This window comes from Pseudomonas sp. S2_E02 (assembly GCF_054668355.1).
Map to the genome: position 1 here is coordinate 1834249 of NZ_CP162761.1, position 26417 is coordinate 1860665.

Annotated in this window: 23 protein-coding genes; 12 read left to right on the plus strand and 11 right to left on the minus strand. The window is 60.3% G+C overall.

Annotated features, from left to right (window positions below; genetic code table 11):
• Nucleotides 1–2 precede the first annotated feature (2 nt).
• Together aguA and AB4O01_RS08090 are read right to left on the minus strand one after the other, a co-directional pair.
• Nucleotides 3–1112 carry an agmatine deiminase gene (gene aguA, locus AB4O01_RS08085; RefSeq protein WP_093442586.1) on the minus strand — a complete coding sequence of 370 codons (1110 nt, stop codon included), beginning with the start codon at nucleotides 1110–1112 and terminating at the stop codon, nucleotides 3–5.
• Nucleotides 1113–1216: 104 nt separating this feature from the next.
• Complete coding sequence (locus AB4O01_RS08090) at nucleotides 1217–2101, minus strand: LysR substrate-binding domain-containing protein (protein ID WP_460091262.1); 885 nt, start codon at nucleotides 2099–2101, stop codon at nucleotides 1217–1219.
• 382 nt (nucleotides 2102–2483) lie between these two features.
• On the opposite strand from AB4O01_RS08090, the gene AB4O01_RS08095 reads away from it, so the two are divergent.
• A complete protein-coding gene (locus tag AB4O01_RS08095; RefSeq protein ID WP_186625434.1) occupies nucleotides 2484–2999 on the plus strand; it encodes an HvfX family Cu-binding RiPP maturation protein in 516 nt (171 codons plus the stop codon).
• A 3-nt stretch (nucleotides 3000–3002) separates the two neighbouring features.
• Here the strand turns inward: AB4O01_RS08095 and AB4O01_RS08100 are convergent, their stop codons facing one another.
• Complete coding sequence (locus AB4O01_RS08100; protein ID WP_460091263.1) at nucleotides 3003–4619, minus strand: L,D-transpeptidase family protein; 1617 nt, start codon at nucleotides 4617–4619, stop codon at nucleotides 3003–3005.
• Between the two features lie 151 nt (nucleotides 4620–4770).
• Between AB4O01_RS08100 and AB4O01_RS08105 the strand changes: the two genes are divergently transcribed.
• On the plus strand, nucleotides 4771–5484 hold the full coding sequence (locus tag AB4O01_RS08105; RefSeq protein ID WP_093442598.1) for a murein L,D-transpeptidase catalytic domain family protein: 714 nt from the start codon (nucleotides 4771–4773) through the stop codon (nucleotides 5482–5484).
• A 1659-nt stretch (nucleotides 5485–7143) separates the two neighbouring features.
• Here AB4O01_RS08105 and AB4O01_RS08110 read toward each other — a convergent pair.
• Nucleotides 7144–8556, minus strand: coding sequence for an MFS transporter (locus tag AB4O01_RS08110; RefSeq protein WP_460091265.1), 1413 nt, complete (start codon nucleotides 8554–8556; stop codon nucleotides 7144–7146).
• Nucleotides 8557–8659: 103 nt separating this feature from the next.
• On the opposite strand from AB4O01_RS08110, the gene AB4O01_RS08115 reads away from it, so the two are divergent.
• Nucleotides 8660–9547, plus strand: coding sequence for a LysR family transcriptional regulator (locus tag AB4O01_RS08115; protein ID WP_460091267.1), 888 nt, complete (start codon nucleotides 8660–8662; stop codon nucleotides 9545–9547).
• On the opposite strand, the gene AB4O01_RS08120 is transcribed toward AB4O01_RS08115, so the two are convergent.
• Entirely contained in the window at nucleotides 9544–10164 is a 621-nt protein-coding gene (locus AB4O01_RS08120; RefSeq protein ID WP_034155563.1) for a cell wall hydrolase, read from the minus strand. The genes AB4O01_RS08115 and AB4O01_RS08120 overlap by 4 nt on opposite strands.
• Before the next feature lie 199 nt (nucleotides 10165–10363).
• On the opposite strand from AB4O01_RS08120, the gene AB4O01_RS08125 reads away from it, so the two are divergent.
• A complete protein-coding gene (locus tag AB4O01_RS08125) occupies nucleotides 10364–11215 on the plus strand; it encodes a CAP domain-containing protein (RefSeq protein ID WP_460091269.1) in 852 nt (283 codons plus the stop codon).
• 312 nt (nucleotides 11216–11527) lie between these two features.
• On the opposite strand, the gene AB4O01_RS08130 is transcribed toward AB4O01_RS08125, so the two are convergent.
• From AB4O01_RS08130 to AB4O01_RS08145, 4 genes are all read right to left on the minus strand, one after another.
• Entirely contained in the window at nucleotides 11528–11683 is a 156-nt protein-coding gene (locus tag AB4O01_RS08130; protein WP_186625518.1) for a DUF2474 family protein, read from the minus strand.
• Nucleotides 11670–12686, minus strand: a complete 1017-nt coding sequence (gene cydB / locus AB4O01_RS08135; protein ID WP_116254923.1) for a cytochrome d ubiquinol oxidase subunit II — start codon at nucleotides 12684–12686, stop codon at nucleotides 11670–11672. Before cydB ends, AB4O01_RS08130 begins: the two co-directional genes overlap by 14 nt.
• A 3-nt stretch (nucleotides 12687–12689) precedes the next feature.
• The gene (locus AB4O01_RS08140; protein ID WP_116255024.1) at nucleotides 12690–14093 is read right to left on the minus strand and encodes a cytochrome ubiquinol oxidase subunit I; all 1404 of its coding nucleotides are present in this window, start codon (nucleotides 14091–14093) and stop codon (nucleotides 12690–12692) included.
• Between the two features lie 106 nt (nucleotides 14094–14199).
• Nucleotides 14200–16524, minus strand: a complete 2325-nt coding sequence (locus AB4O01_RS08145) for an FdhF/YdeP family oxidoreductase (RefSeq protein ID WP_460091272.1) — start codon at nucleotides 16522–16524, stop codon at nucleotides 14200–14202.
• Between the two features lie 354 nt (nucleotides 16525–16878).
• Between AB4O01_RS08145 and moaA the strand changes: the two genes are divergently transcribed.
• Both moaA and AB4O01_RS08155 read left to right on the plus strand, forming a co-directional pair.
• A complete protein-coding gene (moaA, locus tag AB4O01_RS08150; RefSeq protein ID WP_095124584.1) occupies nucleotides 16879–17877 on the plus strand; it encodes a GTP 3',8-cyclase MoaA in 999 nt (332 codons plus the stop codon).
• Nucleotides 17878–17913: 36 nt separating this feature from the next.
• On the plus strand, nucleotides 17914–18810 hold the full coding sequence (locus AB4O01_RS08155) for a bestrophin family protein (RefSeq protein WP_460091274.1): 897 nt from the start codon (nucleotides 17914–17916) through the stop codon (nucleotides 18808–18810).
• A 672-nt stretch (nucleotides 18811–19482) separates the two neighbouring features.
• On the opposite strand, the gene AB4O01_RS08160 is transcribed toward AB4O01_RS08155, so the two are convergent.
• On the minus strand, nucleotides 19483–20688 hold the full coding sequence (locus tag AB4O01_RS08160; RefSeq protein WP_460091276.1) for a molybdopterin molybdotransferase MoeA: 1206 nt from the start codon (nucleotides 20686–20688) through the stop codon (nucleotides 19483–19485).
• Nucleotides 20685–21224: a molybdenum cofactor biosynthesis protein B gene (gene moaB, locus AB4O01_RS08165; protein WP_038365659.1), complete on the minus strand. Its 540-nt coding sequence runs from the start codon at nucleotides 21222–21224 to the stop codon at nucleotides 20685–20687. The genes AB4O01_RS08160 and moaB overlap by 4 nt, the downstream gene beginning before the upstream one ends.
• 289 nt (nucleotides 21225–21513) lie before the next feature.
• Between moaB and AB4O01_RS08170 the strand changes: the two genes are divergently transcribed.
• The 6 genes from AB4O01_RS08170 (at nucleotide 21514) to chrA (ending at nucleotide 26384) form a co-directional block, all read left to right on the plus strand.
• Entirely contained in the window at nucleotides 21514–22413 is a 900-nt protein-coding gene (locus AB4O01_RS08170) for a LysR family transcriptional regulator (RefSeq protein ID WP_108226803.1), read from the plus strand.
• Between the two features lie 216 nt (nucleotides 22414–22629).
• Nucleotides 22630–23475 (plus strand): formate dehydrogenase accessory sulfurtransferase FdhD, encoded by an 846-nt coding sequence (gene fdhD / locus AB4O01_RS08175; RefSeq protein WP_460091279.1) that lies wholly within the window; start codon nucleotides 22630–22632, stop codon nucleotides 23473–23475.
• Nucleotides 23472–23957, plus strand: coding sequence for a cyclic pyranopterin monophosphate synthase MoaC (gene moaC / locus AB4O01_RS08180; protein WP_116254930.1), 486 nt, complete (start codon nucleotides 23472–23474; stop codon nucleotides 23955–23957). Before fdhD ends, moaC begins: the two co-directional genes overlap by 4 nt.
• Nucleotides 23954–24205 (plus strand): MoaD/ThiS family protein, encoded by a 252-nt coding sequence (locus AB4O01_RS08185; protein ID WP_102899228.1) that lies wholly within the window; start codon nucleotides 23954–23956, stop codon nucleotides 24203–24205. Before moaC ends, AB4O01_RS08185 begins: the two co-directional genes overlap by 4 nt.
• Before the next feature lie 3 nt (nucleotides 24206–24208).
• Nucleotides 24209–24670: a molybdopterin synthase catalytic subunit MoaE gene (moaE, locus tag AB4O01_RS08190; RefSeq protein ID WP_460091283.1), complete on the plus strand. Its 462-nt coding sequence runs from the start codon at nucleotides 24209–24211 to the stop codon at nucleotides 24668–24670.
• Nucleotides 24671–25040: 370 nt separating this feature from the next.
• On the plus strand, nucleotides 25041–26384 hold the full coding sequence (gene chrA / locus AB4O01_RS08195; protein ID WP_460091285.1) for a chromate efflux transporter: 1344 nt from the start codon (nucleotides 25041–25043) through the stop codon (nucleotides 26382–26384).
• The last annotated feature ends 33 nt before the right edge of the window (nucleotides 26385–26417 follow it).

Genomic DNA, 26417 nt, shown 5'->3' on the forward strand with positions numbered 1-26417 from the left:
GATTACACTCCTTTGCCGGCGTATTGCGGCATGGTGATGCACGCAACGTTGCCGCCGCCAAGGAGGATTTCCCGGGAGTTTTCGATGCCGACGATCTTGTGCTGCGGGAACAGTTCGGCCAGCGTCGCCATGGCAACCTTGTCGTTACGATCACCGAACAGCGGCACCACGATCGAGCTGTTGCCTGCGTAGTAGTTGATGTACGACGCGCAGATTTTCGTGCCGGCCTGACGGGTGTGAGTGCTGTCCTGCTGATCGAGGCCTTCGGCTTCTTCGGCGGTCCACTCGAGCACATCCGGTTGCGGCAATTTGTGCACGATCAACTCGCGGCCACGGCTGTCGCGGGTGCTGCGCAGGATGTCGAAGGCCTCTTGGTAGATTTCCCACTGCGGATCGTCGCGGTTATCGGTCCATTGCAGCACCACTTCGCCGGGACGGACGAAACAGGCGAGGTCATCGACGTGGCCATCGGTTTCGTCGAACTTGCAGCCGCGTGGCAGCCAGATCACTTGCTCGGCACCGAGGTAATCGGTCAGGCGTCGGGTGACTTCGTCCTTGCCCAGATGCTGGTTGCGATTGCGGTTGAGCAGGCATTGTTCGGTGGTGAGGATACTGCCCTGGCCATCGCTCTGGATGCCGCCCAGTTCGGCAATCAATGGCGCGCGGTAGCGGTCGAAACGCTCGATTTCGAGGATCTTGCTGGCGATCTGGTCGTCCTTGTCCCACGGGTAATAGAGACCACCGTCGAGGCCGCCATAGGCGTTGAACTCGAAGTCGACGCCGCGCACTTCACCGCTCTGGTCGTTGACCACAAAGCACGGGCCGCTGTCGCGAAACCAAGTGTCATTGCAGGTCATCTCGACCACGCGCACCTGCGGTGGCAACTGCCGACGCGCCGTGGCGAATTGCGCGGCGGAGGCACAGACAGTGACCGGTTCACTGTGGGAGATCGCGGTGACGATTTGCACCCAGACTTTCTGCGCCGGTTTTGCGCCGTTGCGCCAGACGTCGGTGCGCTCCGGCCAGCCCAGCCAGCAGCCGGATTTGGCTTCGAATTCGCCGGGCAGACGAAAACCGTCGTGTTTCGGGGTGGAGTCGAGCAAACGTGCCATGGTCAAACCTCGTCTTCGCGATGGGATTGGAATGACCACAGGCTAAGGGCGCGCGCACTGCGCCCGCCAACGATGATTATTACGGAATAGTTGAATTCAACTCATCAATCGACCAGTTGATCGTTGAACCATTCGAGCATCTGCGCCACCGCCGGACGCTCCAGCCGCAGCCGCTCGCAGACCAACGCATATTGGCCGAGCGCGGTCATGCTCGATGCGAAGGGACGCACCAGTCGACCACTTTGCAGATCTTCCTGCGCCGTGAGGTTGTCGCCCATGGCCACGCCCTGCCCTTGCGCCGCCGCTTCCAGCGCCAACCCGGCGTGGGCGAAATACAACTGACGCTGCGGGCGTAGATCGCCGGCGTGGCTGGTCAGCCAAGCGGTCCAGGTCTTGCCGTCCTGATCGTCGTGCAGCAGGCAGTGGCGAGCCAGATCCTTCGGGGTTTTCAAAGTGCCTTGGTTGAACAGGCCGGGGCTGCACACCGGGAAGAACTGCAAGGCTGGTAGCGGCCGAACGAAGTAAGCACTGCTGTCCACCGGGCCGGTGCCGTAGGTGATCGCCAGGTCGATGTCTTCGCCGGGCGCCGTGGCATCGATTGGTTGTTCGTAGAGGTGCAGGGTGATGTGCGGATAGCGCGCGTAGAAATCGGTGAGACGACTCATCAGCCACTTCTGCGCGAGTTCGGCAGTGACGGCCAGTCTGAGCACGGCCAGTGAGGACGGATCGCGCAACTCATCGCAGGCATCGCCGATCAGTTCGAAGGCCTGTTGCAGGCTTTGCATCAGCCGGCCGGCGGCGATGGTCGGACGGATTTGTCGGCCTTCGCGGATGAACAGTGAGACGCCGAGTTGCTCTTCGAGCTGGCGGATCTGATGGCTGACGGCGCTGTCGGTGACGCACAGTTCGGCGGCTGCACGGCCGAAATGCGCGTGGCGGGCGGCGCATTCGAAGGTGCGCAGGGCGGCCAGGGAGGGGAGTCGTCGCATGGGGGGATGGTCCGTTTTTTTGTGGGTCATGCTGACTGGGCTTTGGGTGCGCGTCCAGCCCCGTTGCCCTCACCCCAGCCCTCTCCCGAAGGGAGAGGGAGCCGATCGGGGGATATTGAGGATGTACGCCGACCTGAACGTGTTTCGGTGAATCCATAATCGACCGGATTTCTCAGGTCGATGGATGACGCAAGACAACTCGGTCAGCCCCCTCTCCCTCCGGGAGAGGGCTGGGGTGAGGGGCCTTTGACTGTATCGCACTGTATACCCCGAAGCCGCAGACACACCAAAAGCACAATCCCCCACCCCGCCGACACACACCCGATACACCCCAACGCTGAAATACCCCGGTCGATTTCACTCAACTCACCGGAGCTGCATCATGACCGCCACCCTTTCAACCGCCGTCAAAACCCTGCACCTGAACCTCGACCGCGCCGGCACCTGGCTCGCCCCTCTGACGCTGCGCCTGTTCATCGCCTGGGAATTCTTCGAGTCCGGGCTGGAGAAATTCAACGGGCAGAACTGGTTCGAAGACATTCAGGAGCGATTCCCCTTCCCCTTCGACCAACTGCCGGCAACGTTGAACTGGGAACTGTCGATGTGGGCCGAACTGATCTGCGCACTGGCGATTCTGCTTGGCTTCGGCACGCGAATTTCGGCGGTTTCGCTGATCGTGGTCACCGTCGTCGCGACCGCCGCCGTGCACTGGCCCGCGGACTGGTCGTCACTGAGCGAGCTGGCGCAGGGGTATGCGATCACTAACAAAGGCTTCGGCAACTTCAAGCTGCCGGCAATTTACCTGGCGGCGCTACTGCCACTGGTGTTCGCCGGGGCTGGCAAGTTGAGTGTCGATGCGTGGCTGGCGCGGGTGTTCTGGAACCGAAGCACCCGCTGAGGCTCAATGCGCTCGATCAAGCCCCACCAACAACGCGCTGTCGCGACTGTAGATGTCCGGTGAGTAACGCACGCGGCCACTGCTGTCGACCTGTGCCGTCCAGTAAGTCATCAGGATCGGCACCGGTTCCGACAAGCGAAATTCGTGGGTGGTGCCGGTAGCAAGCAAGGTTTCGGTGCGGGCCTTTTCCGCCGGGGTGAGCAGCAGATCACGCAGTTGCATTGGGTGCTCGACCCGCACGCAGCCGGAGCTGAAGGCGCGCGGACCTTTTTCGAACAGCGCCTTACTTGGTGTGTCGTGCAGGTACACCGAGAACGGGTTGGGGAAGCGGATGACCATTTGCCCCAACGGATTACGCGGTCCGGCGTCCTGACGCAGCATGATGTTGCCGGGGTTGTCCCAATCGATGTCCGCCGCCGCCAGCGGCTGCCCGTTGGCGTCGAGCACTTGCAGGTTTTGCCGGCTGAGGAAGGTCTGGTCCTTGCGGATCTCCGGCAGCTTGTCTTCTTTCCAGATGGTCGGCGGCACGGTCCACGTCGGGTTCAGGGTCAGGCGTGTCACCCGCGATTTCAGCAGCGGTGTCTGGCGTTCGGCGCGGCCCACCTGAGTACGTGTCTGCCACACCGCCACACCGCCCTGATACAGCGTCAGTTCCGCGGCGGCGACGTTGACCAGCAAGCCATTGGGCTCCAGATCCTGAGCCATCCAGCGGAAACGCTCGAGGTTGACCCGCAGTTGTTCGCGGCGGCTCAGCGGACTGATGTTGAGTTCGGCAATCGTTCCCGGCCCGACGACACCGTCCGCCTGCAGCGAGTGGTTGGCCTGAAAACTCTTCACCGCGTCGACCAGCACGCCGTCATAAGCATTGCCGGGCGTACCAATGATCTGAGTCAGATAACCTTCGTTGTAAAGACGCTGGGCCAGTTCCGGCACGCGTTTGTCTTCCATGGCCGGGCGCAACAGCGGCCCGCTGCCCACCGACTGCCATTGCGGCAAGGCTTTAAGCCGTTGCGCGGCGTAGAGCTGACGCAGGTCCTGATATTGCGCCAGACGCGGCCGGGCCAGATCGAACGCGGCGGGAATGTCGTGCATGCCCGGTACCGCGATGGCCAACAATTCCGCCTGACGGTCGCGTGGGGTGGCGTCGGCATGCCACAGCGGTTCGAAGTGCGATTGCAGCAGGCTTCCGTAATGCAGATCCTGCAGGGCCTGGAGGTAGTTGCGGCTGATGTCGATGTCGGCACACAACTCGCCATCCTGAGGCGCCGTGGTTGCGACCGGATAGCGTTTTGGATTGAGACCATCATCGGCCAACAGCTGCAATTGCGCCTGCAAGGCCGGCAATCGTGCCGAGTCACCGGCCCACACCGGCATCCAGTCCTGCTGCTGGTAGAAGGCCTGCAATTGCGTCAGCGCCGGGCCATTGAGATGCGCGGCAATCGCCGGGCATGACTGCGCCAGACTGATCAAAACCGCCTGCAACGGACTTTGCGGCTCGACCGGCATTTCTGCCGGTGGCGTCGGCAGTGTTTCCAGCGGCGGCAGCGGTTCATCGGCACAAGCGACAAACGGCGCAGCGAGCAAACAAATGCTCAAGTAGCATGCGTACTTTTTGAACAACTGCTTTACTCCAATCCATGGCCGTCTAGATGATGGCCAACCTTACATCAGGTGCGCTGAACAGTCAGGCTCGATCAACGGGCTTGCCGGTATTGACTGGGAGTCAGGAGCCAAAGTGCCAAATAAGTAGCAAGTGAGGACACTTTATAAAATGTTGACGTTTTTGCGCCGACTTCTGTTGACCACCGCGACCCTTGTCGCCGTGTCCAGTCCCGTTTTTGCCGCCGGCAAACCATCGCCGGTTCTCTACACCAGCCTCGCGCACGCCGCGCCAGAACTCAATCCCCAGGCGCTGAAAGGTGCCCTGAACGCCATGCAATGCGCGGTCAACAGCGGTGCGAAACCGTCGCGTCACCTGGCGATCATCGACTATTCGCAGCCGTCCACCGAACGCCGTCTGTGGATCTTCGACCTCAACAAAAAGAAACTGGTGCTGCGTGACCTGGTTGCTCATGGTTCCAACTCCGGGGAAAACTTCGCTACGCAGTTTTCCAATGTCGAAGGCAGTTACCAGTCGAGCCTTGGCCTGTTCCGCACGCAGGAAAGCTACAGTGGCACCCACGGTTATTCGCTGCGCATGGACGGTCTGGAGCCGGGTTTCAATGACATGGCCCGCGATCGCGCGATCGTCATTCACGCCGCCAGTTATGTGAATCCGTTGTGGAGCAAGAAACAGGGACGCATCGGCCGCAGCCAAGGCTGCCCGGCAGTGCGACCGCAGATTGCCAAGCAAGTGATTGATCGCCTGAAGAATGGCCAGTTCATGTTTTCGTGGTACCCGGATCAGCGCTGGCTGAAGTCGTCGCCGTACCTGAACTGCCAGCCGCAGCAGGTGGCGAGCATCCTCAACACCCACGCGAGCTGACGGCCACCACAAATCCCCTGTAGGAGCGAGCCTGCTCGCGATAGCGGTGTGTCAGTCTCTGAAGATATTGGCTGTGCCGGCCCCTTCGCGAGCAGGCTCGCTCCCACATTTGATCTCGGTTCGGTTGAAGATCTCTGATCAACTCGATTCCCTGTGGGAGCGAGCCTGCTCGCGAAAGCGGAGTGTCAGTCTCTGGAAATATTGGCTGTGCCGGCCCCTTCGCGAGCAAGCTCGCTCCCACATTTGATCTCGGTTCGGTTGAAGATCTCTGATCAACTCGATTCCCTGTGGGAGCGAGCCTGCTCGCGAAAGCGGAGTGTCAGTCTCTGAAGATATTGGCTGTGCCGGCCCCTTCGCGAGCAGGCTCGCTCCCACATTTGATCTCGGTTCGGTTGAAGATCTCTGATCAACTCGATTCCCTGTGGGAGCGAGCTTGCTCGCGAAAGCGGAGTGTCAGTCTCTGGAAATATTGGCTGTGCCGACCTCTTCGCGAGCAGGCTCGCTCCCACATTTGATCTCGGTTCGGTCGAAGATCTCTGATCAACTCGCTCCCCTGTGGGAGCGAGCTTGCTCGCGAAAGCGGAGTGTCAGTCTCTGGAAATATTGGCTGTGCCGGCCCCTTCGCGAGCAGGCTCGCTCCCACATTTGATCTCGGTTCGGTTGAAGATCTCTGATCAACTCGATTCCCTGTGGGAGCGAGCCTGCTCGCGAAAGCGGTGTGTCAGTCTCTGGAGATATTGGCTGTGCCGGCCCCTTCGCGAGCAAGCTCGCTCCCACATTTGATCTCGGTTCGGTTGAAGATCTCTGATCAACTCGATTCCCTGTGGGAGCGAGCTTGCTCGCGAAAACGGAGTGTCAGTCTCTGGAAATATTGGCTGTGCCGGCCCCTTCGCGAGCAGGCTCGCTCCCACATTTGATCTCAGTTCGGTTGAAGATCTCTGATCAACTCGATTCCCTGTGGGAGCGAGCCTGCTCGCGATAGCGGAGTGTCAGTCTCTGGAAATATTGGCTGTGCCGGCCCCTTCGCGAGCAGGCTCGCTCCCACATTTGATCTCGGTTCGGTTGAAGATCTCTGATCAACTCGATTCCCTGTGGGAGCGAGCCTGCTCGCGATAGCGGTGTGTCAGTCTCTGAAGATATTGGCTGTGCCGGCCCCTTCGCGAGCAAGCTCGCTCCCACATTTGATCTCGGTTCGGTTGAAGATCTCTGATCAATTCGATTCCCTGTGGGAGCGAGCTTGCTCGCGAAAGCGGTGTGTCAGTCTCTGAAGATATTGGCTGTGCCGGCCCCTTCGCGAGCAGGCTCGCTCCCACATTTGATCTCGGTTCGGTTGAAGATCTCTAATCAACTCGATTCCCTGTGGGAGCGAGCCTGCTCGCGAAAGCGGAGTGTCAGTCTCTGGAAATATTGGCTGTGCCGACCTCTTCGCGAGCAGGCTCGCTCCCACATTTGATCTCGGTTCGGCCGAAGATCTCTGATCAACTCGATTCCCTGTGGGAGCGAGCCTGCTCGCGATAGCGGTGTATCAGTCTCTGGAGATATTGGCTGTGCCGGCCCCTTCGCGAGCAGGCTCGCTCCCACATTTGATCTCGGTTCGGTTGAAGATCTCTGATCAACTCGATTCCCTGTGGGAGCGAGCTTGCTCGCGAAAGCGGAGTGTCAGTCTCTGGAGATATTGGCTGTGCCGGCCCCTTCGCGAGCAAGCTCGCTCCTACAGTTGAACTGCGCTCGGCTGATGATCAAAGCCATAGCGATCAATGCCACCGCGACGCCAAAAGTGATGTGCAAACCGCTGGCAATCGATGTTGCCGGCGCCTGCGTCGGATCGCCCGCCGCCAGCGCAAACACTGCGCCCATCACCGCCGCCCCAGTGATCAACCCCAGATTACGTGCCAGTCCGAGCATCGCCGAAACCACACCGCGTTGCTCCTGACGAACTCCGGCCATCAACCCGGTGTTGTTCGCCGCCTGAAACAGCGCATAGCCGACGGCGACCACTGCAATCGGCAGCAAATAGGCGGGCAACCCCAGACTCATCGGCAACAGCGCCAACAAACCACAACCGCAGGCCATGGCGAGCAACGCGCCCGGCACGATGCGCCGCGCGCCGAAGCGGTCCACCAGACGCCCGGCCGGCACACCGCCAAACGCAGACAACAACGGCCCGACCGATAACGCCAAGCCGACCACGGCACTGCTGAGGCCCAATCCGCGACTCAGGTAAAACGGTCCCACCACCAGCGTGGTCATCATCACGGTCGTCACCAGCAAGGTCAGCGCCAGGCTGCTGCTCAATCGCCGGTCAGCGAACAGTGACAAGCGAATCAACGGCGCCTTGGCCTTCTTCTCGATCATGAAGAACAAGCCAGCGCCGCCCAGACTGGCCAGCAGCAGCGGCAACATGAAACCGTCGAGCGTCATTGCCAGCGCATAGGCCGCCAGCGTGAAGACCAGCACCGCGCTGCCAGAATAATCGAACGTCATTCGCGGCCCAACTGCGCGATCCGCCGGCAGAAAGCGATACACCAGCCAGACATTGAGCAAGCCCAGCGGCACGTTGAGCAGGAAAATCGCCTGCCAGCCGACATGCGTCATCAACAACCCACCCAGCGACGGCCCAAGACTGGTGCCCGTCGCCGACATCGTCGCCAGCAAGCCCATCGCACTGCCAGCCCGTGTCTTCGGCACCGCATCGGCCACCAACGCCATTGTCAAAGCGAACATGATCGCCGCGCCAACGCCTTGCACCGCCCGTGCGCCGATCAGCCAACCCAGTCCGGGAGCCAGCGCACAGGCCAACGAAGCGCTGGTGAAAATGCCGATCCCGATCAACAGCAGTCGACGTCGACCAAAACCATCGCCCAGACGCCCGACGCTGACGATCAACGTGGTGATCGCCAACAGGTAAGCGAGCACGATCCATTGCACCTGTTGAAACGTCGCCGCAAACGCCGCCGCCAGAATCGGCAGCCCGGCGTTGGCGATGCTGGTGTCCAGCGAAGGCATCAACATCGATAAGGCCAGACTGGTCAGCGCCCAGCGGGCGGGAGTGCTCAGGAGTTCTTGGGGCATGGCAGGCTCGCAGTGCAAAGGTGATGCGTCATAGCCTGAGCCTCGACAACACACGGCGCAAGACGCATGCTTTGCACTCAATACCTGCATGGAACGCCATGTCATGACTGCACCGGATCTGAACCTGCTGATCACCCTCGACGTCTTGCTGCGCGAAGGCAGCGTCGCCCGCGCCGCCAAATGCCTGCGGTTGAGCCCGTCGGCCATGAGTCGCGCCCTCGCCCGTTTGCGCGAAACCACCGGGGATCCCTTGCTGGTGCGAGCAGGTCGTGGCCTGGTGCCAACGCCGCGTGCACTCGAATTGCGCGAGCGGGTCAGTCATCTGGTGCAGGAAGCCGAGGCGGTTTTACGCCCTGCTGAGGTGCTCGACCCGAGCCGCTTGCAACGCACCTTCACCCTGCGCAACACCGACGGCTTTGTTGAAACCTTCGCCGCTGCCCTGCTCGCACGCATCGCTGAAGAAGCGCCGGATGTACGCCTGCGCTTTGTGCAGAAAGCCGACAAGGACAGCACGCCGCTGCGCGAAGGCCGCGTCGATCTGGAAACCGGCGTGGTCGATGACAGCACCGACCCGACACTGCACAGCCGCATCCTGTTTCAGGATCAATGGATTGGCGTAGTGCGTGAGGGGCATCCTTTGAGCACGGGAAAAATCACCAGCAGGCGCTTTGCCGGCGGCGAGCACATTCTCATTTCACGACGCGGGCGCAGCACTGGCCCGGTCGACGAAGCGTTACTTGCGCTAGGGCTGACACGGGACATCGTCACCTCATTCGGTGGATTCTCGGCGGCGCTGACGCTGGTGCGTGAGTCAGACCTGATCGCCACGGTCCCGCAGCGTCATACCAGCAAACTGCGCACAGGCCTGCACAGTTTCGCCCTGCCCTTCGCGATGCCGGACATCAGTGTGTCGATGCTCTGGCACCCGCGCATGGACGCTGACCCGGCGCATCGCTGGTTGCGTGATTGTGTGCGGCAGGTCTGCGCCTAACGCGCGTCACCACCGGCAGGTTTGTAGAAGAGAAATTTTTTCGTTTCCGCGGTCTTGCGATATTCCTTGGCCCAGCTCGGATGCACATTGCGGTCGTGGAAATACAGCGCGCCGTTGGTGCGATCCTTGAGCTGGCGGTTCAGCGCTTTGCGGGCGATATCCTTGGCCAGCGTGTATTCGGCATCTTCCTTGACCTGATCCGGACGCCCGTCGCACCACCAGGAAAACTGGCAGCTCTTGGTTTCCGAGCCTTGTTTGACGACAGCGCAGACCGTGTCGGGGAAACCTTCGTGGCCGAGGCGATTCATCACCACACTGGCCACCGCTTCCATTTCCGGCGTGTCTTTGCCTTTGGCTTCCCAATAGATACTGCGCGCCAGGCAAGTGATCGGATCGTCCAGCGGCGCAGCGCCGGCCGGGTCGACCGCTTGCACTTCGGTCGGGGTGATGGCTTCGGCTTTCGGTGCCGGTGCGGCGCTGACCTTGTCCGCCGCTTTCTCTTCCAGCACTTGGGCTTTTTCTTCAGCCTTCGCTTTGATCGGGGCCTGATCGGTGGCCCATGCAGAGCCTGCCAACAGGGTGAATACGAGACAACCCGCCCAGCCTTTCAATCCCATGTCTGTTCTTCCGGCAGCGCCCGAGTCGGGCAAGGTGTTACGTCGGGGAGACACCCGTATCCCGGGGTCTTCGGTGAGTGTAGACGGCAAACCCAGAGACAAAGTTGCGCAGAAAAACCGCTGAATGAAGAAAAAAGACATTGCACTCACAGGGTGCCTTTCGCGCATCATGGGCGCATTCAGCTCAAGGGAGATTTCCATGCGCTTCATGCCGTTCGTTTTGCGTCTTGCCGCTTTGTCCGTGGGCGTTATGTCTGCCATTCCCGCGCTGGCTGGCGATGAGTCGCAATTGATCGAGTCGATCAACAGCTACCGCAGCCAGCCGCAGCGTTGCGGGTCGCAGGCATCGAATGAACTGCCACCGCTGTCGGCTGATCCCCGGCTGAGATTACGCGCCAGCGGTGCTGTCGATCTGCAACAAGCCATGGCCAGCGCCAGTTACCCGATGGTCAATGTGCAGGCAATCACGCTTAACGGCCCGCGCGATGCGGCGTCGGCGATGAAGGCGATTCAGGAAAGTTTCTGTCAGGTGGTGCTTGATCCGCAGTTCGTCGATGTCGGTGTCAGCCGCGATGATCGTGACTGGCGCATCGTATTGGCGCGGCCGCTGCTGTCGGCCAAACTGGGGGATGCGCAAAGTGAGGGGCAGAAGTTGCTCAGTGAACTCAACGCCGCGCGCAGCCAGGCACGTCAGTGTGGCGGTCAGGCATTCGCCGCTGCCGCACCGCTGGCCTGGAACGCGACGCTGGGTACGATCGCCCAGGATCACAGCCGCGACATGGCCAACAACAATTACTTCGATCATAAGGACCGCGACGGCCGCACCCCGGGCGATCGCGCGGAACTCGCCGGTTACAGCGGGCAACAGGTCGGCGAAAACATCGCCGCCGGCCAAGACACCGTGCACAAAGTCGTCGAAGGCTGGCTCGCCAGCCCCGGCCACTGCGCCAACCTGATGAACCCGCAATACAAGGAACTCGGCGCCGCCTACGCGACCGACCCGAAAAGCAGCGCCGGGATCTACTGGACCGCGATGTTCGGCGCCCAGTAAACCCAATCTCAAGTTCCCCCCTGTGGGAGCGAGCTTGCTCGCGGAGAGGCCAGTACATTCAACATCAACGTTGTCTGTCCTGACGCCTTCGCGAGCAAGCTCGCTCCCACAATGTTCGGCGGTGTTTACATATTCTCCAACCACCACAAATCCCTGTAGGAGTGAGCCTGCTCGCGATGAGGCCATTACATTCAACATCAATGTTGTCTGACCTGACGCCTTCGCGAGCAGGCGAAGGCCTACTGGGGGTAGTCAGTGACCTCAAGATCGGCGGCAATAAAAAACCGGAGCCAGGCTCCGGTTTTTTTGGGGTCAATGGGCTCTCATGCCCGCTGCATACATCGCCAGTTTCAGCACACTGGCGACAACCGCCAGCGACACCACGCTGCCCAGCCAGATCAACAACAACCAGCCCAAACGCTGGTACCAGCGACTGCTTTTCACTTCGCGCGAATCAATGGTAGCCATCGCCAATCCTCACTTTGCCGCGGAACACGTAGTAGCTCCAGAAGGTGTACATCAGGATCACCGGCAGGATGAACAGTGCGCCGATCAGCGCGAACAACTGGCTCGACGGTGGTGACGCGGCGGCCCAGATGCTCACCGACGGCGGGATGATGTTCGGCCAGATGCTCAGCGCCAGGCCGATGTAACCGAGCAGCATCAGCACCAGCGTGAACACGAACGGCCAGTGCGTATGCCGCTGACGCAACGTGCGCAGCAGCCCGAACACCGCCAGCAAGGCCAACACCACCAGCCCGGCAAACACCTGCAGATGCCCGTGCGTCGACCAACGTGTCACCAGTTCCGGATGCAGTTGCAGGGTCCACACGCCAATCACCAGCACCATCGCCATCAACAGCAAGGCCAGCGGCCGGGTGAACAGGCGCATCCGCGACTCAAGCATGCCTTCGGTCTTGACCAGCAACCACGTGCTGCCAAGCAACGCATAAGCCACCACCAGCCCCACGCCACACACCAGCGGAAACGGCGCCAACCAATCCAGACCGCCACCGGCAAATTGCCGATCGACCACCGGAATCCCGGACACATACGCACCAATCACCACGCCCTGGGAGAACGTCGCCAGCAGCGAACCACCGATAAACGCCTTGTCCCACCAATGGCGTTTTTGCGGCGAAGACTTGAAGCGAAACTCAAACGCCACGCCACGGAAAATCAAACCGCACAGCATCAGGATCAGCGGCAGGTACAGCGCTTCGAGAATCACCCCGTACGCCAGCGGAAACGCGCCATACAACGCCGCGCCACCGAGCACCAGCCAGGTCTCGTTACCGTCCCACACCGGCGCGACGGTGTTCATCATCACATCGCGTTCCTGCTCATCCGGGATCAGCGGAAACAGGATCCCCAGGCCCAGATCGAAGCCGTCCATGATCACGTACATCATCACCCCGAAGGCAATGATCACTCCCCAGATCAACGAGAGATCGATACCTTGAATACCCATGACTCAATGCTCCTTCATAGGGGCGATAGCCGCCGAAATCGGTCGACGCGGCGTCTGCAATTCATCGCCCGCAGGCGGATGTTCGTGATGCGGCTGCGGACCTTTTTTCACCAGTTTCATCATGTAGCCGATGCCCACGCTGAACACCGTGAAATAGATCACCACGAACAGCGCCAGCGACGTGCTCATCTGCGCCACCGAGTGATGCGACGCCGCGTCATGGGTGCGCAACAAACCATAAACCACCCACGGCTGACGCCCGACTTCCGTGGTAATCCAACCGGCCAGCAGCGCAATCAAGCCGCTCGGCCCCATCAACAACACCAGACGCTGGAAGCCGCGATGCTGATAAAGCTTGCCGCCCCGGCGCAACGCCAGACCGAGCAAACCAACGAGGATCATCAACATCCCCAACCCGGCCATGACGCGGAAGCTCCAGAAAATCACGGTCGAATTCGGCCGGTCTTGTTTTGGGAAGCTCTTCAGCGCCGGGATCTGCTTGTCGAGGCTGTGAGTGAGAATCAGGCTACCGAGGTACGGAATTTCCAATGCGTATTTGGTCTTCTCCGCCTCCATATCAGGAATACCAAACAGCACTAGCGGCGTCGGGCCGTTGTCGGCGTTTTCCCAGTGGCCTTCGATGGCGGCGATCTTCGCCGGTTGATGCTCCAGCGTGTTCAAGCCATGGGCGTCACCGACCACCGCTTGAATCGGCGCAACGATCAGCGCCATCCATAAAGCCATGGAGAACATCTTGCGCACCGGCGCGGTGTTGTTGCCGCGCAGCAAATGCCAGGCAGCCGAGGCGCCGACGAAGAACGACGTCGCCACAAACGCGGCAATCGCCATGTGCGCCAGACGGAACGGGAACGACGGGTTGAACACAATCGCCAGCCAGTCCAGCGGCATCACCCGACCATCGACAATCTCGAAGCCCTGCGGCGTCTGCATCCAGCTGTTCGACGCAAGAATCCAGAAGGTCGAAATCAACGTACCGATGGCGACCATCACCGTGGCGAAGAAGTGCAAGCCACGGCCGACGCGGTTCCAGCCAAACAACATCACCCCGAGGAACCCGGCCTCGAGGAAGAATGCGGTCAGCACTTCATAGGTCAGCAGCGGCCCGGTGATGCTCCCGGCAAAGTCCGAAAACCCGCTCCAGTTGGTGCCGAACTGGTACGCCATGACCAGTCCCGAAACCACGCCCATGCCAAAATTGACCGCGAAAATCTTCGACCAGAAATGGTAAAGATCGCGGTACGTGTCGTTATGGGTTTTCAGCCACAGGCCTTCGAGTACCGCGAGGAAACTCGCCAGGCCAATGGTGATCGCCGGGAAAATAATGTGGAACGAAACCGTGAACGCGAATTGAATTCGCGCCAGGTCCAGTGCCTCCGGATTGAACATGATGATGTCCTCATCAGGACTGAAAAGCGGCAGCACGAACCCGGGCCACCGCCAGGCGCGAACGCCTGCAGCCAGTAAAATTGCCAGTGTTTTTATGAGTCGCGGGTTACGCCACCGACGACGGGATCAGGTTGCTGACCTTCGCGGCTTCGAGGCGGATCGCCACGAATTTGGAGGTCGGCGTATACGTGCGGTCGCCGTAGCTTTCCAGCGGCACCAAAGGGTTAGTCTCCGGGTAATACGCCGCTGCCTGCCCTGGCGGAATGTCGTAGGCGATCAGGGTAAAACCGCTGACCCGACGCTCGCGCTCGTCATCCCACAGCGCCACCAGATCGACCTTCTGCCCCGGTTCAAACCCCAGGCGCTGAATGTCCTGTTCGTTGGCGAAGATCACATCGCGCATGCCATAGACCCCGCGATAACGGTCATCGAGGCCATACAGCGTGGTGTTGTACTGATCGTGGGAACGCATGGTTTGCAGAATCAGATGCGGTTTCACCGGCAGGTTGCGCACGCCTTCGCTGATCAAGTGGTCGGGCAGCACGCACGGCGTGAACTGGGCTTTGCCACTGACGGTGTTCCAGACCCGATCCGAGGCGTCGTTGCCGAGGTGAAAACCACCCGGAATCAGCAGTTTTTCATTGAAGTTTTCGAAGCCCGGAATCACGTCGGCAATCAGGTTGCGGATGCGCCCGTAGTCGCCCACCACCCATTCCCAATCGATCGGATGCTTGCCCAGGGTCGCGGCGGCGATCCCGGCAATGATCGCTGGCTCGGATTTCAACTGCGCCGATTTCGGCTTCAACTGACCGAACGACAAATGCACCATGCTGAACGTGTCTTCAACGGTCACGCCTTGCGGACCTTCAGCCTGGATGTCGATGTCGGTACGCCCGAGGCACGGCAGGATCAGCGCGTCGCGACCGGTGACCAAGTGGCTGCGGTTGAGCTTGGTCGCGATGTGCACGGTCAGGTCGAGTTTGCGCATGGCGGCGTGGGTGCGCGGGGTGTCCGGCGTGGCTTGGGCAAAGTTGCCGCCCAGACCGATAAACACCTTGGCTTCGCCACGTTCCATGGCGCCGATCGCCATCACCGTGTTGTGCCCGTGCATGCGCGGCACGTCGAAGTTGAAACGCTTTTCCAGCGCGTCCATCAAGTCTTTCGGCGCGAGTTCGTTGATGCCCATGGTGCGGTCGCCCTGCACGTTACTGTGACCGCGAACCGGGGAAAGCCCGGCGCCCGGACGGCCGACGTTGCCGCGCAGCAGTTGCAGGTTGATGACTTCCTGCAAGGTCGCCACCGAGTGCACGTGTTGGGTCAGACCCATGGCCCAGCACATGATCACGCTTTTGGCACGGCCATACATGCGCGCGGCCAATTCGATGTCATGCAGCGGCACGCCGGACTGCTCGACGATGTGCTCCCAAGTGGTTGCATCGACTTCGGCCAGATAGCTGTCGAGGCCCGAGGTGTGCTCGGCAATGAAGGCGTGATCGAACACCGGTTCGCCGCCAGTCGCCTGCGCCTCGCGTTCCCACTGCAACAGAAATTTGACCATGCCGCGAATCATCGCCATGTCGCCACCCAGCGCCGGACGGAAGTAGGCGGTGTTGGTCGCTTCCCAGCCGTTGCTGAGCATTTCCAGCGGGTTCTGCGGGTTCTGGAAACGCTCCAGGCCACGCTCTTTCAGCGGATTGATACACACCACTTGGGCGCCACGTTTCACCGCTTCACGCAGCGGTTCGAGCATGCGCGGGTGGTTGGTGCCAGGGTTCTGGCCGATAACGAAAATCGCATCGGCGTGATGCAGATCCTCGTAAACCACGGTGCCTTTGCCGACGCCGAGGGTCTCGTTCATGCTCACCGCACTGGCCTCGTGGCACATGTTCGAGCAGTCGGGGAAGTTGTTGGTGCCGAACGCGCGGACGAACAATTGATAGAGAAACGCCGCCTCGTTGCTCGCGCGGCCCGAGGTGTAAAACTCGGCTTCGTGTGGCGACTTGAGGTTTTTCAAGTGATCGGCGATCAGCGCGAACGCGTCGTCCCAGCTGATTTCCACGTAGCGATCGACCCGCGCGTCGTAGCGCATCGGGTGGGTCAAACGGCCCTGATACTCCAGCCAGTAGTCGCTCTGCTGGGCCAGGCTCGACACCGTGTACTTGTTGAAGAATGCCGGGTCGACCAAACGCCCGGTCGCTTCCCAGTTCACCGCTTTCGCGCCGTTCTCGCAGAACTTCAACATACTCGCGCCGGGTGCTTCACCCCAGGCACAACCCGGGCAGTCGAAGCCGCCGTTCTGGTTGGTCTTGAGCATGGCGCGGATGTTTTTCAGGGCGTTTTCACTGCCCAGCCAGCTCTTGGTCAGGCTGATGACAGCGCCCCAACCGGCAGCGGCGCCTTTGTAGGGTTTGTAACGGTCGACTTGTGACATGGGACTCTCCATGACGATGCACACAGGCATGAACCTGATTCGGTTAAACAGCGACGGCCGACTTTCAAGGTTGAAAAGTGGTCGTTGGGTTTGCCGGGGCAAGGATATGAACCGTTACAAAACGTTGTCTAATCGCTATTAATGACCGCTTTATCGAAAGCATCTATCACGGCTAAAAAACCCTTATTTACGGGGCCTTGCGAAACTAACGGAGCAACTTTCAGCGAAAAATAATTCATCATCGACGGCATCAATCAGCTGTTCATTAAGAGTGATTGGACGGCACTTAAAGTTAGCCATAACCTGCGCTGACCAAACTCCTTCAACCGGGGTTTTCATTCTTGCGAGGCTGTCATGTCAGAGCGTGTCTTGATCGATGGTTACAACCGCCGCGTCGACTATCTGCGCATGTCGGTGACCGACCGCTGCGATTTCCGCTGCGTCTATTGCATGGCCGAAGACATGCAGTTTCTGCCACGCCAACAAGTGCTGACGCTGGAGGAAATCTATCAACTGGCGCAGAGCTTCGTCGCCCTCGGCACGCGCAAGATTCGTCTCACCGGCGGCGAACCGCTGATCCGTCCGGGCGTGGTCAAGTTGTGTGAGCAGATCGCCGCCCTGCCCGGCTTGCGTGAACTGTGCATGACCACCAACGGCTCACAACTGGGCAAACTCGCCGCGCCGCTGTTCGACGCCGGGGTCAAACGCCTGAACATCAGCCTCGACAGCCTCGATCCGCAGCGCTTCAAACAGATGACCCGTACCGGTGATCTGGCGCAGGTGATCAACGGCATCGATGCCGCGCGCAAGGCCGGTTTCACGCGCACTAAACTCAACGTCGTGGTGATGCAGGGCCGTAACGATCAAGAGATCAATGATCTGGTCAGCTTCGCGATCGACCGGCAGCTCGACGTCTCTTTCATCGAAGAGATGCCGCTGGGGATCATCAGCGAACACAGCCGTGCCGAGTCGTTTTTCTCCAGTGCGCAGGTGCGCGAAAAGATTGCCGAGCGCTACACCCTGATCGACTCGGCGGAATCGACCCAAGGCCCGTCGCGCTACTGGCGGCTGGCCGAGGCGCCGGAGATTCGCCTGGGCTTTATCTCGCCGCACAGCCACAACTTTTGTGGCACCTGCAACCGCGTGCGGCTCACCGTCGAAGGGCGCCTGCTACTGTGTCTGGGTAACGAGCATTCGGTGGATCTGAAAGCGGTGCTGCGCGCGCATCCGGGGCAACCGCAGCGGCTGGAGAAAGCCATTGTCGAGGCGATGAAACTCAAGCCGTATCGGCACAATTTCGAAGTGAACGATGATGTTCAGGTCGTGCGCTTCATGAACATGACCGGCGGCTGATCCCGCCAGTTTCATCGGTTATCGGAACCGCACAGCATGATCATCAGACCCAAGGTCAATCAGTTCGCCATTCTCTTCACCCTCAAGGGTTCGATTGCCAAGCGCATCGCCCTGCGCACGTTGATGGTCACCCTGCTCGCTTCGGCTATCGTGCTGGTGGAAATCCTCCATCCGAGCAACTTCACCAAGGTCAACGCCACGCCGTTTACGTTGTTGGGTTTGTCGCTGTCGATCTTCATGAATTTTCGCAACAACGCCTGTTATGACCGCTGGTATGAAGCTCGTAAAGCCTGGGGCGAGGTGATCGTGCACATTCGCTCGGTGATTCGCGAAACCAATGTGATTCGCGAGTCCGCTGAGCGCAAGCCGTTGTTGCTCAATCTTTGTGGTTTTGCTCATGCGTTGAACGCGCGGTTGCGTAAAGAAAGCGAAGCGGACGCCAGTAGCCAATGGATCATGCCCAAACCCGATCCGCAGACACCGGATTACAGCGGCCGCATTTTGCAGACGGTTGGCCAGCAGTGTTCCGATCTGCACCAGAACGGTGAGCTGACTGAGTGGCGCTACATGTTGCTGGCCAATCACCTGACCAGCCTGACCCAGGCGCAAGCCGTGTGCGAACGGATCAAGACCACGCCGCTGCCGTTTCCTTACACGCTGTTGCTGCACCGGACGATTTATCTGTTCTGCATCCTGCTGCCGTTCGCCATGGCCGAACCGCTGGGCTGGCTGACACCGCTGTTCACGGCGATCGTCAGCTACACATTTTTTGGCCTGGATGCGATTGCCGATGAACTGGAAGACCCCTTCGGCCGCGATGAAAACGACCTGCCGACCGACGCGCTGGTGCGCACCATCGAACGCGACATCCTCGCCGAACTTGGCGCAGAAGTGCCGCCGGCGCTGAAGCCGGTGGACTATGTGCTGAGCTGACCCTTAGCTCTGCAGACACCTCAAAACCCTGTGGGAGCGAGCTTGCTCGCGAAGGGGCCCTATCAGCCAAAATCAATGTTGACTGACACTCCGCCTTCGCGAGCAAGCTCGCTCCCACAGGTTTTGCGTACACCGCGGATATTGATGACCACCACAAAACCAATGTGGGAGCGAGCTTGCTCGCGAAGAGGCCGTATCAGCCAACATCAATGTCGACTGACACTCCGCCTTCGCGAGCAGGCTCGCTCCCACAGGTTTTGCGTACACCGCGAATATTGATGACCACCACAAAACCAATGTGGGAGCGAACTTGCTCGCGATGGCGCCGGCCCAGTCAACATCTTCGTCGACTGACCCTCCGTCATCGCGAGCAGGCTCACTCCTACAGGTTTTGCATTCACACCCGAGTATTGATGAGCGCCAAATCCATTGTGGGAGCGAGCTTGCTCGCGAAGGGGCCCTATCAGCCAAAATCAATGTTGACTGACACTCCGCCTTCGCGAGCAAGCTCGCTCCCACAGGTTTTGCGTACACCGCGGATATTGTTGAGCACCACAAAACCATTGTAGGCCTTCGCCTGCTCGCGATAGCGGTTGACCAGCCAACGCAGATGTTGACTGTGCCACCGCCTTCGCGAGCAGGCTCGCTCCCACAGTTTGATTGGTGGTGAGGTCAGAACAGTTCGTTGAAGGGGATGAAACGCAGCGGGTCGCCGAGGTTGTGCGTGCTGTTCTCGGGGATTTCCACCAGGCCGTCGGCCCAGGTTGCGCCGAGCAGGACGCCGGAGCTTTGATTCGGATAAAGCACCGCACGCCCCGCCTCCAGCTTCACCCGCAGGTATTCACGGCGGCCGCCAGCCTTGTGCCAATCGAAGCCCGCGCTGACCGTAAAACTCAGCGGCATGACATCTTCCACGCCTTGAATGCGCAGCAGATACGGCCGCGCCAACAAGCCAAACGTCACCAGTGCTGAGGTCGGATTACCCGGCAGGCCAATCACCGGCACCGTGCCGAAATGGCCCACGGTCAGTGGTTTGCCAGGCTTGATCGCCAGTTTCCACAACAGCGGTTTGCCGTTGTCGCGCAACACCTGTCCGAGGCAATCGGCATCGCCGGCAGACACCCCGCCCGTGGTCAGAATCAGGTCGGTCGCCACTTGCAATTGCTCAAGCTTGAGCCGCGTCTGCGCCGGGCGATCCGGGAGGATGCCGGCGTCGATCACTTCGCAGCCCAGCTCACGCAACCAATGGCCGAGCAATACGCGGTTGCTGTTGTAGATGCTGCCGGGGCGCAACGGCTGGCCCGGCTCGACCAGTTCATCACCGGTCGACAGCAGCGCCACACGCGGGCGACGCACCACGTGCAGTTGCGCCAGCCCTTGCCCGGCAGCGACCGCCAGTTCGAAAGGTCCAAGTCGCTTGCCAGCGCGCAGCAGGATGTCGCCGACGCGATTTTCCTGACCTTGCGCGCGGATGTTCTGCCCCGCTTTCAGCGGCTGCAAAAAACGCACGCGGCCGTCCTCCAGCACTTCGACGTTCTCCTGCATCTCGACACAGGTGGCGCCGGGCGGCAGTGGTGCGCCAGTAAAAATCCGTGCGCAGGTGCCGGGCAGCAACGTGTCCGGCGCCAGCCCGGCGTAAACCTTTTGCGAGACCTTCAGCGGCTGACGGTGCAGATCGGCGAGATTGAGCGCGTAACCGTCCATGGCGCTGTTCGGCCACGGCGGCAGGTCGAGTGTCGCCACCAGATCACTGGCCAACACCCGCCCACGCGCATCGTCGAGCGCCAGCACTTCGCCGTCGGCCAGACGTTGCTCATTGGCCATGCCGAGCAATTGGTCGAGAGCGTCTTCGACCGGCATCAGCGGTGCTTTGCTCATCCGCGTGGCCCGCAGGCTTGCACGGCTTTCAGGTGCGGGACGAAGTTGCACGGGCGATGACGGTTATCCAATTGTTCGGCAAGAATGCCTTCCCACGCCGTGCGGCAGGCACCGGTCGAACCCGGCAGGCAGCACACCAGCGTGCCGTTCGACAGCCCGGCCAGCGCGCGGCTTTGCACGGTGGATGTACCGATATCCAGAATCGAAATCGCCCGGAACAGTTCGCCAAAACCATCGATCTGTTTGTCGAACAGGCAGGCCACCGCTTCCGGTGTGCTGTCGCGACCGGTGAAACCAGTGCCGCCAGTGATCAACACCACCTGAATGCCTTCGTCGGCGATCCAGTTCGCTACCTGAGCGCGGATTTTGTACAGATCATCCTTGAGCAGATTGCGCTCGCTCAACGTGTGACCGGCCTCCAGCAAACGACTGACCAGTAATTGGCCGGACGTATCGCTGGCGTAATCGCGCGTATCGCTGACCGTCAACACGGCAATATTCAGGGGGACAAACAGGGCATCGGCTTTTGCGCTCATGGCAGTTCTCCGGCAGCAGTCAATCAACATTGCCGAGCAGCCTAAGTGCCACTTATGAGTACTGTCTAATCACTCTGGCCAACCACATTATCGACCGCCTCTATCGGTGCCTTTCACTTTGCTCAAGGCCAGTAAAACCGGGCGTGATAGAGCTGATCGATAGTCCCTTAAACACTTCCGATTGGACGAACAACCGTTCAGATGAGATCGTCGCACCCTGCGCTTTTCGTGCGACTCGCGCATCCGCGTCAATACTCAATCAAAAAATTCCCATCGAGCAGGTGCCATCGTGGACATCAAACAACTCAAGTTCCTGATCGCGCTGGACGAAACCCGCCACTTCGGCCAGGCCGCCGCACGCTGCCACATCACCCAACCGACGCTGTCGATGCGCCTGCGCAATCTGGAAGACGAGCTGGATCTGGTGCTGGTCAACCGTGGCCAGCGCTTTGAAGGTTTCACCCAGGCCGGCGAGCGTGTGCTGGCCTGGGCGCGCACCTTGCTCGCAGCGCATGACGGATTGTTCGCCGAAGCGGCGGCGTGTCGCGGGCAATTGGTGGGTAGCTTGCGGTTGGGACTGGTGCCGCTCAGTAGCTTCAACCCGGTCAATTACATTCAGGGGTTGTCAGGGACGTATCCGGAGTTGAAGTTCAGTCTGTCGTCGCTCAGTTCCGACGAGATCATTGCCGGGTTAGGCAATAACCAACTGGACTTGGGCGTGTGCTATCTGGATCACGTCAACCCGAACTATTTCGAGTTTTTCGAGATCGGTGAAACCCGCGTCGGCCTGCTCTACGACAACCGGCATTTCCAGTTCGAAGGCTCGGAAATGAGCTGGGAAGACGCCGCCGAACTGCCGCTGGGGATGATTACCGCCGGCATGCATTACCGTAAATCCATCGATTTGAGCTTCCGCAGCCGTGGCCTCAGCCCGCAGCCGATCATGGAAAGCGACTCCACCTATCAGCTGTTGCAGGCGATTCACCAAGGCTTCTGCTGCGCGATCATGCCGCTGGACAGCGGCCTGGAAGAGCCGATCGAGCACTTGTCGTTCATGCAGTTGCCGGATGCCAGTGTGCTTGCGCCATTGGGCCTGGTGATGCGCAAGACCGAACCGCGCTCGGCGATTGCCGAGAAGTGTTTTGCCGAGGCGCGGAAGTTGTTTGGGGTTGAGGTTTCTGCCGAATAAATGATGGTGAATGTAAGGCCGCCTTCGCGAGCAAGCTCGCTCCCACAGTTGAAATGCATTCCCCTGTGGGAGCGAGCTTGCTCGCGAAGAGGCCCGAACAGTCGATACAAATCCTGGTTGATCGAGCAAAGCAATCACCACATCAGAACAAGCGATTGGACGCACTTTTAACGCCCCCGTAGCCTGAACACTCTTCAGCGCTTCGGGACTTTCAAGATGCTCTGCCACGTCGAAACCCTCACAGAATCCGCCACCGAGCCCAACGCCCCCGCCCCGCAACCGGCGCAAGTGGCGTTTCGCGAATACCTGCCCGACGCCACCATCACCCACGCCGCGCTAGCCTCGGAAATCGCCCTCGCCATCACCTACAACGGCCTCAGCCAAGCGGTGATGATGGTCTCGCCCGGCAACCTCGAAGACTTCATCCGTGGCTTCAGCCTGAGCAACGCGATCATCGACAGCGTCGACGAGATCTACGATATCCGCCTCACGCATTTCGATCAGGCCTGTCAGGCCGATGTGCAGATTTCCAGCCGGGCGTTCTGGGCCTTGAAGGATCATCGTCGGCAAATGACCGGCACCAGCGGTTGCGGCATCTGCGGCGTTGAAGCGCTGGAGCAGGCGCTGCCGCAACTGCAGATTCTGCAACCTTCACCGCTGCCGCCGGCAGAGCATTTCGACGGCATTCGCCAACGCATCGAAGCCGCTCAACAACTCGCCCGAAGCAGTGGCGCCCTGCACGCCGCGCTGTACTTTGACGCCAACGGTGAAGCGCTGCTGTGCCGCGAAGACATCGGCCGCCACAACGCCCTCGACAAGCTGATCGGTGCGATGCAATTCGACGACATCAATGCTGCTGAAGGCTTCGTCGTGGTGACCAGCCGTTGCAGTCTCGAACTGATCCACAAAGCCGTGCGCGCCCGCCTCGGCACCCTCGTCAGTCTGTCCGCGCCAACCGCTTTGACTGTGCGGTGGGCACTCAAGCACCGGCTTAATCTGATCCATGTGCCGCACCGCAACGCCCCGCGAATTTACAGCCCGATCCAGGAGCATTCCGCATGAGCCACACCCTCACCCACCTCGACGATCAGGGCCGCGCCAACATGGTCGACGTCAGCGACAAAGCCGCGACCCGCCGCGAAGCCAGCGCGCAAGCCTGGGTGCAGATGCGTCCGGAAACCTTGCAGATGATTCAGGCCAACGGTCACCCGAAAGGCGATGTCTTCGCCGTGGCGCGGATCGCCGGGATACAAGCGGCCAAGCGCACTCACGAACTGATCCCGCTGTGCCATGCGTTGCTGCTCAGCTCGATTCAGGTCGAGTTGAAGGCTTGCGAACCGGATCGCGTGCAGATCAACAGCACCTGCCGCCTGACCGGCCAGACCGGCGTCGAACTCGAAGCCCTGACCGCCGCCAGCGTCGCCGCGCTGACCATTTACGACATGTGCAAAGCGGTGGATCGGGCGATGGTTATCGGTGATATCCGCTTGCTGAGCAAACAGGGCGGACGCTCCGGCCACTTTCAATCGGAGGACGCGCGATGATCCTGATCAACTACTTCGCCAGCTACCGCGACCGGCTCAATCTGGGCGGTGAAAAAATCCCGCTGACCGAGGCTTTGGGCAGCGTTGAAGATGTCCGGCAAATGCTCATGCAGCGCGGCGATCTGTGGCGCGAAGTGCTCGGTGCCGGGAATCTGATGTGCGCGGTGAATCAGGAACTGTGTCAGCCGAGCCAGGTGATTGAGGATTTCGATGAGATCGCGTTTTTTCCGCCAGTGACCGGGGGTTGATCGATGGCTATTCGAGTCCAGCACAAAAGCTTCGATGTCGGCCAGTTGACGGCTGATCTGCACGCGCGCAACCCACGAGTGGGTGCGGTGGTGAATTTCATTGGTTATGTGCGTGATCTGAACATTGGCCAGAGCGTGAATGAGCTGTTTCTTGAGCACTATCCGGGCATGACCGAAAAAGCTCTTGAGCAGATCGCCGCAGAGGCCCGCGAGCGCTGGCCGCTGTTGGGGGTGGAGATTGTGCATCGGGTTGGCGCGTTGTCGGTGAGTGAGCCGATCGTGTTTGTCGGGGTCAGCAGCAAGCACCGGCACATGGCGTTTGAAGCCTGCGCGTTCATCATGGACGTGCTCAAGACCCGTGCGCCGTTCTGGAAGCGTGAGACTACGCTTGTGGGTTCTCACTGGGTCGAGGGCCGTGAGAGCGATCGGGATGCGGCGTTGCGCTGGAGCCTGGCGCATGCCTGAAAAGCAAAAGCCCCTCATCGGAACGCCGCCCTCCTAACCCTCTCCCCGAGGGAGAGGGGACTGATTGGGGGATATTGCAGAAGTACGCCGACGTGAAGGAATTGTGGTGAATCCATGACCGACCAAACCTTTCAAGGTCGATGTGAAACGCAAATTACCTCGGTACGCAATCTCTCCCTGAGTAGCTGGCCGGCCGCTCGCCCTCAGGCGTCTGGCTGATGACCCAATCCATAATCGACTCGATCTTCCAGGTCGATGGATAACACCAGACACCTCGGTCGGCCCCCTCTCCCTCTGGGAGAGGGTTGGGGTGAGGGTTGAAAGTCTGATTAGATAGCCACTCCGCCAGGATTCAACTCCGGAGTCTCGCTTGAGCACAGCGCCGAACAACCTGCCCCGCCCCGATCCCGTCACCCTGCGCCAAGCGTGGCGCTTCTGGCTGAAACTCGGCTGCATCGGTTTCGGCGGCCCGGCCGGGCAGATCGCGATCATGCATCAGGAGCTGGTCGAGCGTCGGCGCTGGATCTCCGAAAAACGTTTCCTGCACGCACTCAACTACTGCATGTTGCTGCCCGGCCCCGAGGCTCAGCAATTGGCGACGTACATCGGCTGGCTGCTGCATCGCACCTGGGGCGGTGTCATCGCCGGAGCGCTGTTTGTGCTGCCATCGTTGTTCATTCTGATTGGCTTGTCGTGGCTGTACGTCGCTTTCGGTGACGTGCCAGCGGTGGCTGGAGTGTTTTACGGGATCAAACCGGCAATCACCGCGATAGTGCTGCACGCCGCGCATCGCATCGGCTCGCGCGCCCTGAAGAATGCCTGGCTATGGGCGATTGCCGGGGCGTCGTTTGTGGCGATTTTCGCCTTCAATGTGCCCTTCCCTTTGATCGTCCTCGGGGCTGCGTTGATCGGCTATCTGGGCGGACGATTCGCCCCTCGGCGGTTCAACAACGCAGGTACGCGCAACAGCGAGAAATCCTTCGGCCCGGCGTTGATCGACGACGATACGCCGGCGCCCGAACACGCCCGTTTTAGTCTGCCGAAGCTGCTGCGCTTGGGGTTGATCGGCGCAGTGCTCTGGTGTTTACCGATGGCGTTACTGACGGTGCTGTTTGGCTGGGACGGCACGTTCACGCAAATGGCCTGGTTCTTCACCAAAGCCGCGCTGCTTACCTTCGGTGGCGCCTACGCGGTGCTGCCTTACGTCTATCAGGGTGCCGTCGGGCATTATGGCTGGTTGACGCCGACGCAGATGATCGACGGTCTCGCCCTCGGTGAAACCACCCCGGGCCCGCTGATCATGGTGGTGGCGTTTGTCGGTTTCGTCGGTGCCTACGTGCAACCGGCGTTCGGCCCCGAACATGCCTTTGCCGCCGGGGCGCTGGCGGCAACGCTGGTGACTTGGTTCACTTTCCTGCCCTCTTTTCTGTTCATCCTCGCCGGCGGGCCGTTGGTGGAATCGACGCACAACGAACTGAAGTTCACCGCACCGCTGACGGCGATCACCGCTGCCGTGGTCGGGGTGATTCTGAATCTGGCGTGTTTTTTCGCCTACCACGTGTTCTGGCCGAACGGTTTTGCCGGGAAACTGGATCTGTTTTCGCTGATGCTGGCGGTTGCGGCAGCATTGGCCTTGTTCGTTTTCAAACGCGGCGTGATCAGCGTGTTGATCGTTTGCGCCCTCGCCGGGCTGGGCTTTGAGCTGACGCGCTGAAGCGGGGCCTGTGAATCTCCCGTTTACAGGCCC

Bases quoted from the DNA above. Each gene is read 5' to 3' on its own strand.
- aguA (WP_093442586.1), bottom strand. From the start codon at position 1,112: ATGGCACGTTTGCTCGACTCCACCCCGAAACACGACGGTTTTCGTCTG.
- AB4O01_RS08090 (WP_460091262.1), bottom strand. From the start codon at position 2,101: ATGCGACGACTCCCCTCCCTGGCCGCCCTGCGCACCTTCGAATGCGCC.
- AB4O01_RS08095 (WP_186625434.1), top strand. From the start codon at position 2,484: ATGACCGCCACCCTTTCAACCGCCGTCAAAACCCTGCACCTGAACCTC.
- AB4O01_RS08105 (WP_093442598.1), top strand. From the start codon at position 4,771: ATGTTGACGTTTTTGCGCCGACTTCTGTTGACCACCGCGACCCTTGTC.
- AB4O01_RS08110 (WP_460091265.1), bottom strand. From the start codon at position 8,556: ATGCCCCAAGAACTCCTGAGCACTCCCGCCCGCTGGGCGCTGACCAGT.
- AB4O01_RS08115 (WP_460091267.1), top strand. From the start codon at position 8,660: ATGACTGCACCGGATCTGAACCTGCTGATCACCCTCGACGTCTTGCTG.
- AB4O01_RS08120 (WP_034155563.1), bottom strand. From the start codon at position 10,164: ATGGGATTGAAAGGCTGGGCGGGTTGTCTCGTATTCACCCTGTTGGCA.
- AB4O01_RS08125 (WP_460091269.1), top strand. From the start codon at position 10,364: ATGCGCTTCATGCCGTTCGTTTTGCGTCTTGCCGCTTTGTCCGTGGGC.
- AB4O01_RS08130 (WP_186625518.1), bottom strand. From the start codon at position 11,683: ATGGCTACCATTGATTCGCGCGAAGTGAAAAGCAGTCGCTGGTACCAG.
- cydB (WP_116254923.1), bottom strand. From the start codon at position 12,686: ATGGGTATTCAAGGTATCGATCTCTCGTTGATCTGGGGAGTGATCATT.
- AB4O01_RS08140 (WP_116255024.1), bottom strand. From the start codon at position 14,093: ATGTTCAATCCGGAGGCACTGGACCTGGCGCGAATTCAATTCGCGTTC.
- AB4O01_RS08145 (WP_460091272.1), bottom strand. From the start codon at position 16,524: ATGTCACAAGTCGACCGTTACAAACCCTACAAAGGCGCCGCTGCCGGT.
- moaA (WP_095124584.1), top strand. From the start codon at position 16,879: ATGTCAGAGCGTGTCTTGATCGATGGTTACAACCGCCGCGTCGACTAT.
- AB4O01_RS08155 (WP_460091274.1), top strand. From the start codon at position 17,914: ATGATCATCAGACCCAAGGTCAATCAGTTCGCCATTCTCTTCACCCTC.
- AB4O01_RS08160 (WP_460091276.1), bottom strand. From the start codon at position 20,688: ATGAGCAAAGCACCGCTGATGCCGGTCGAAGACGCTCTCGACCAATTG.
- moaB (WP_038365659.1), bottom strand. From the start codon at position 21,224: ATGAGCGCAAAAGCCGATGCCCTGTTTGTCCCCCTGAATATTGCCGTG.
- fdhD (WP_460091279.1), top strand. From the start codon at position 22,630: ATGCTCTGCCACGTCGAAACCCTCACAGAATCCGCCACCGAGCCCAAC.
- moaC (WP_116254930.1), top strand. From the start codon at position 23,472: ATGAGCCACACCCTCACCCACCTCGACGATCAGGGCCGCGCCAACATG.
- AB4O01_RS08185 (WP_102899228.1), top strand. From the start codon at position 23,954: ATGATCCTGATCAACTACTTCGCCAGCTACCGCGACCGGCTCAATCTG.
- moaE (WP_460091283.1), top strand. From the start codon at position 24,209: ATGGCTATTCGAGTCCAGCACAAAAGCTTCGATGTCGGCCAGTTGACG.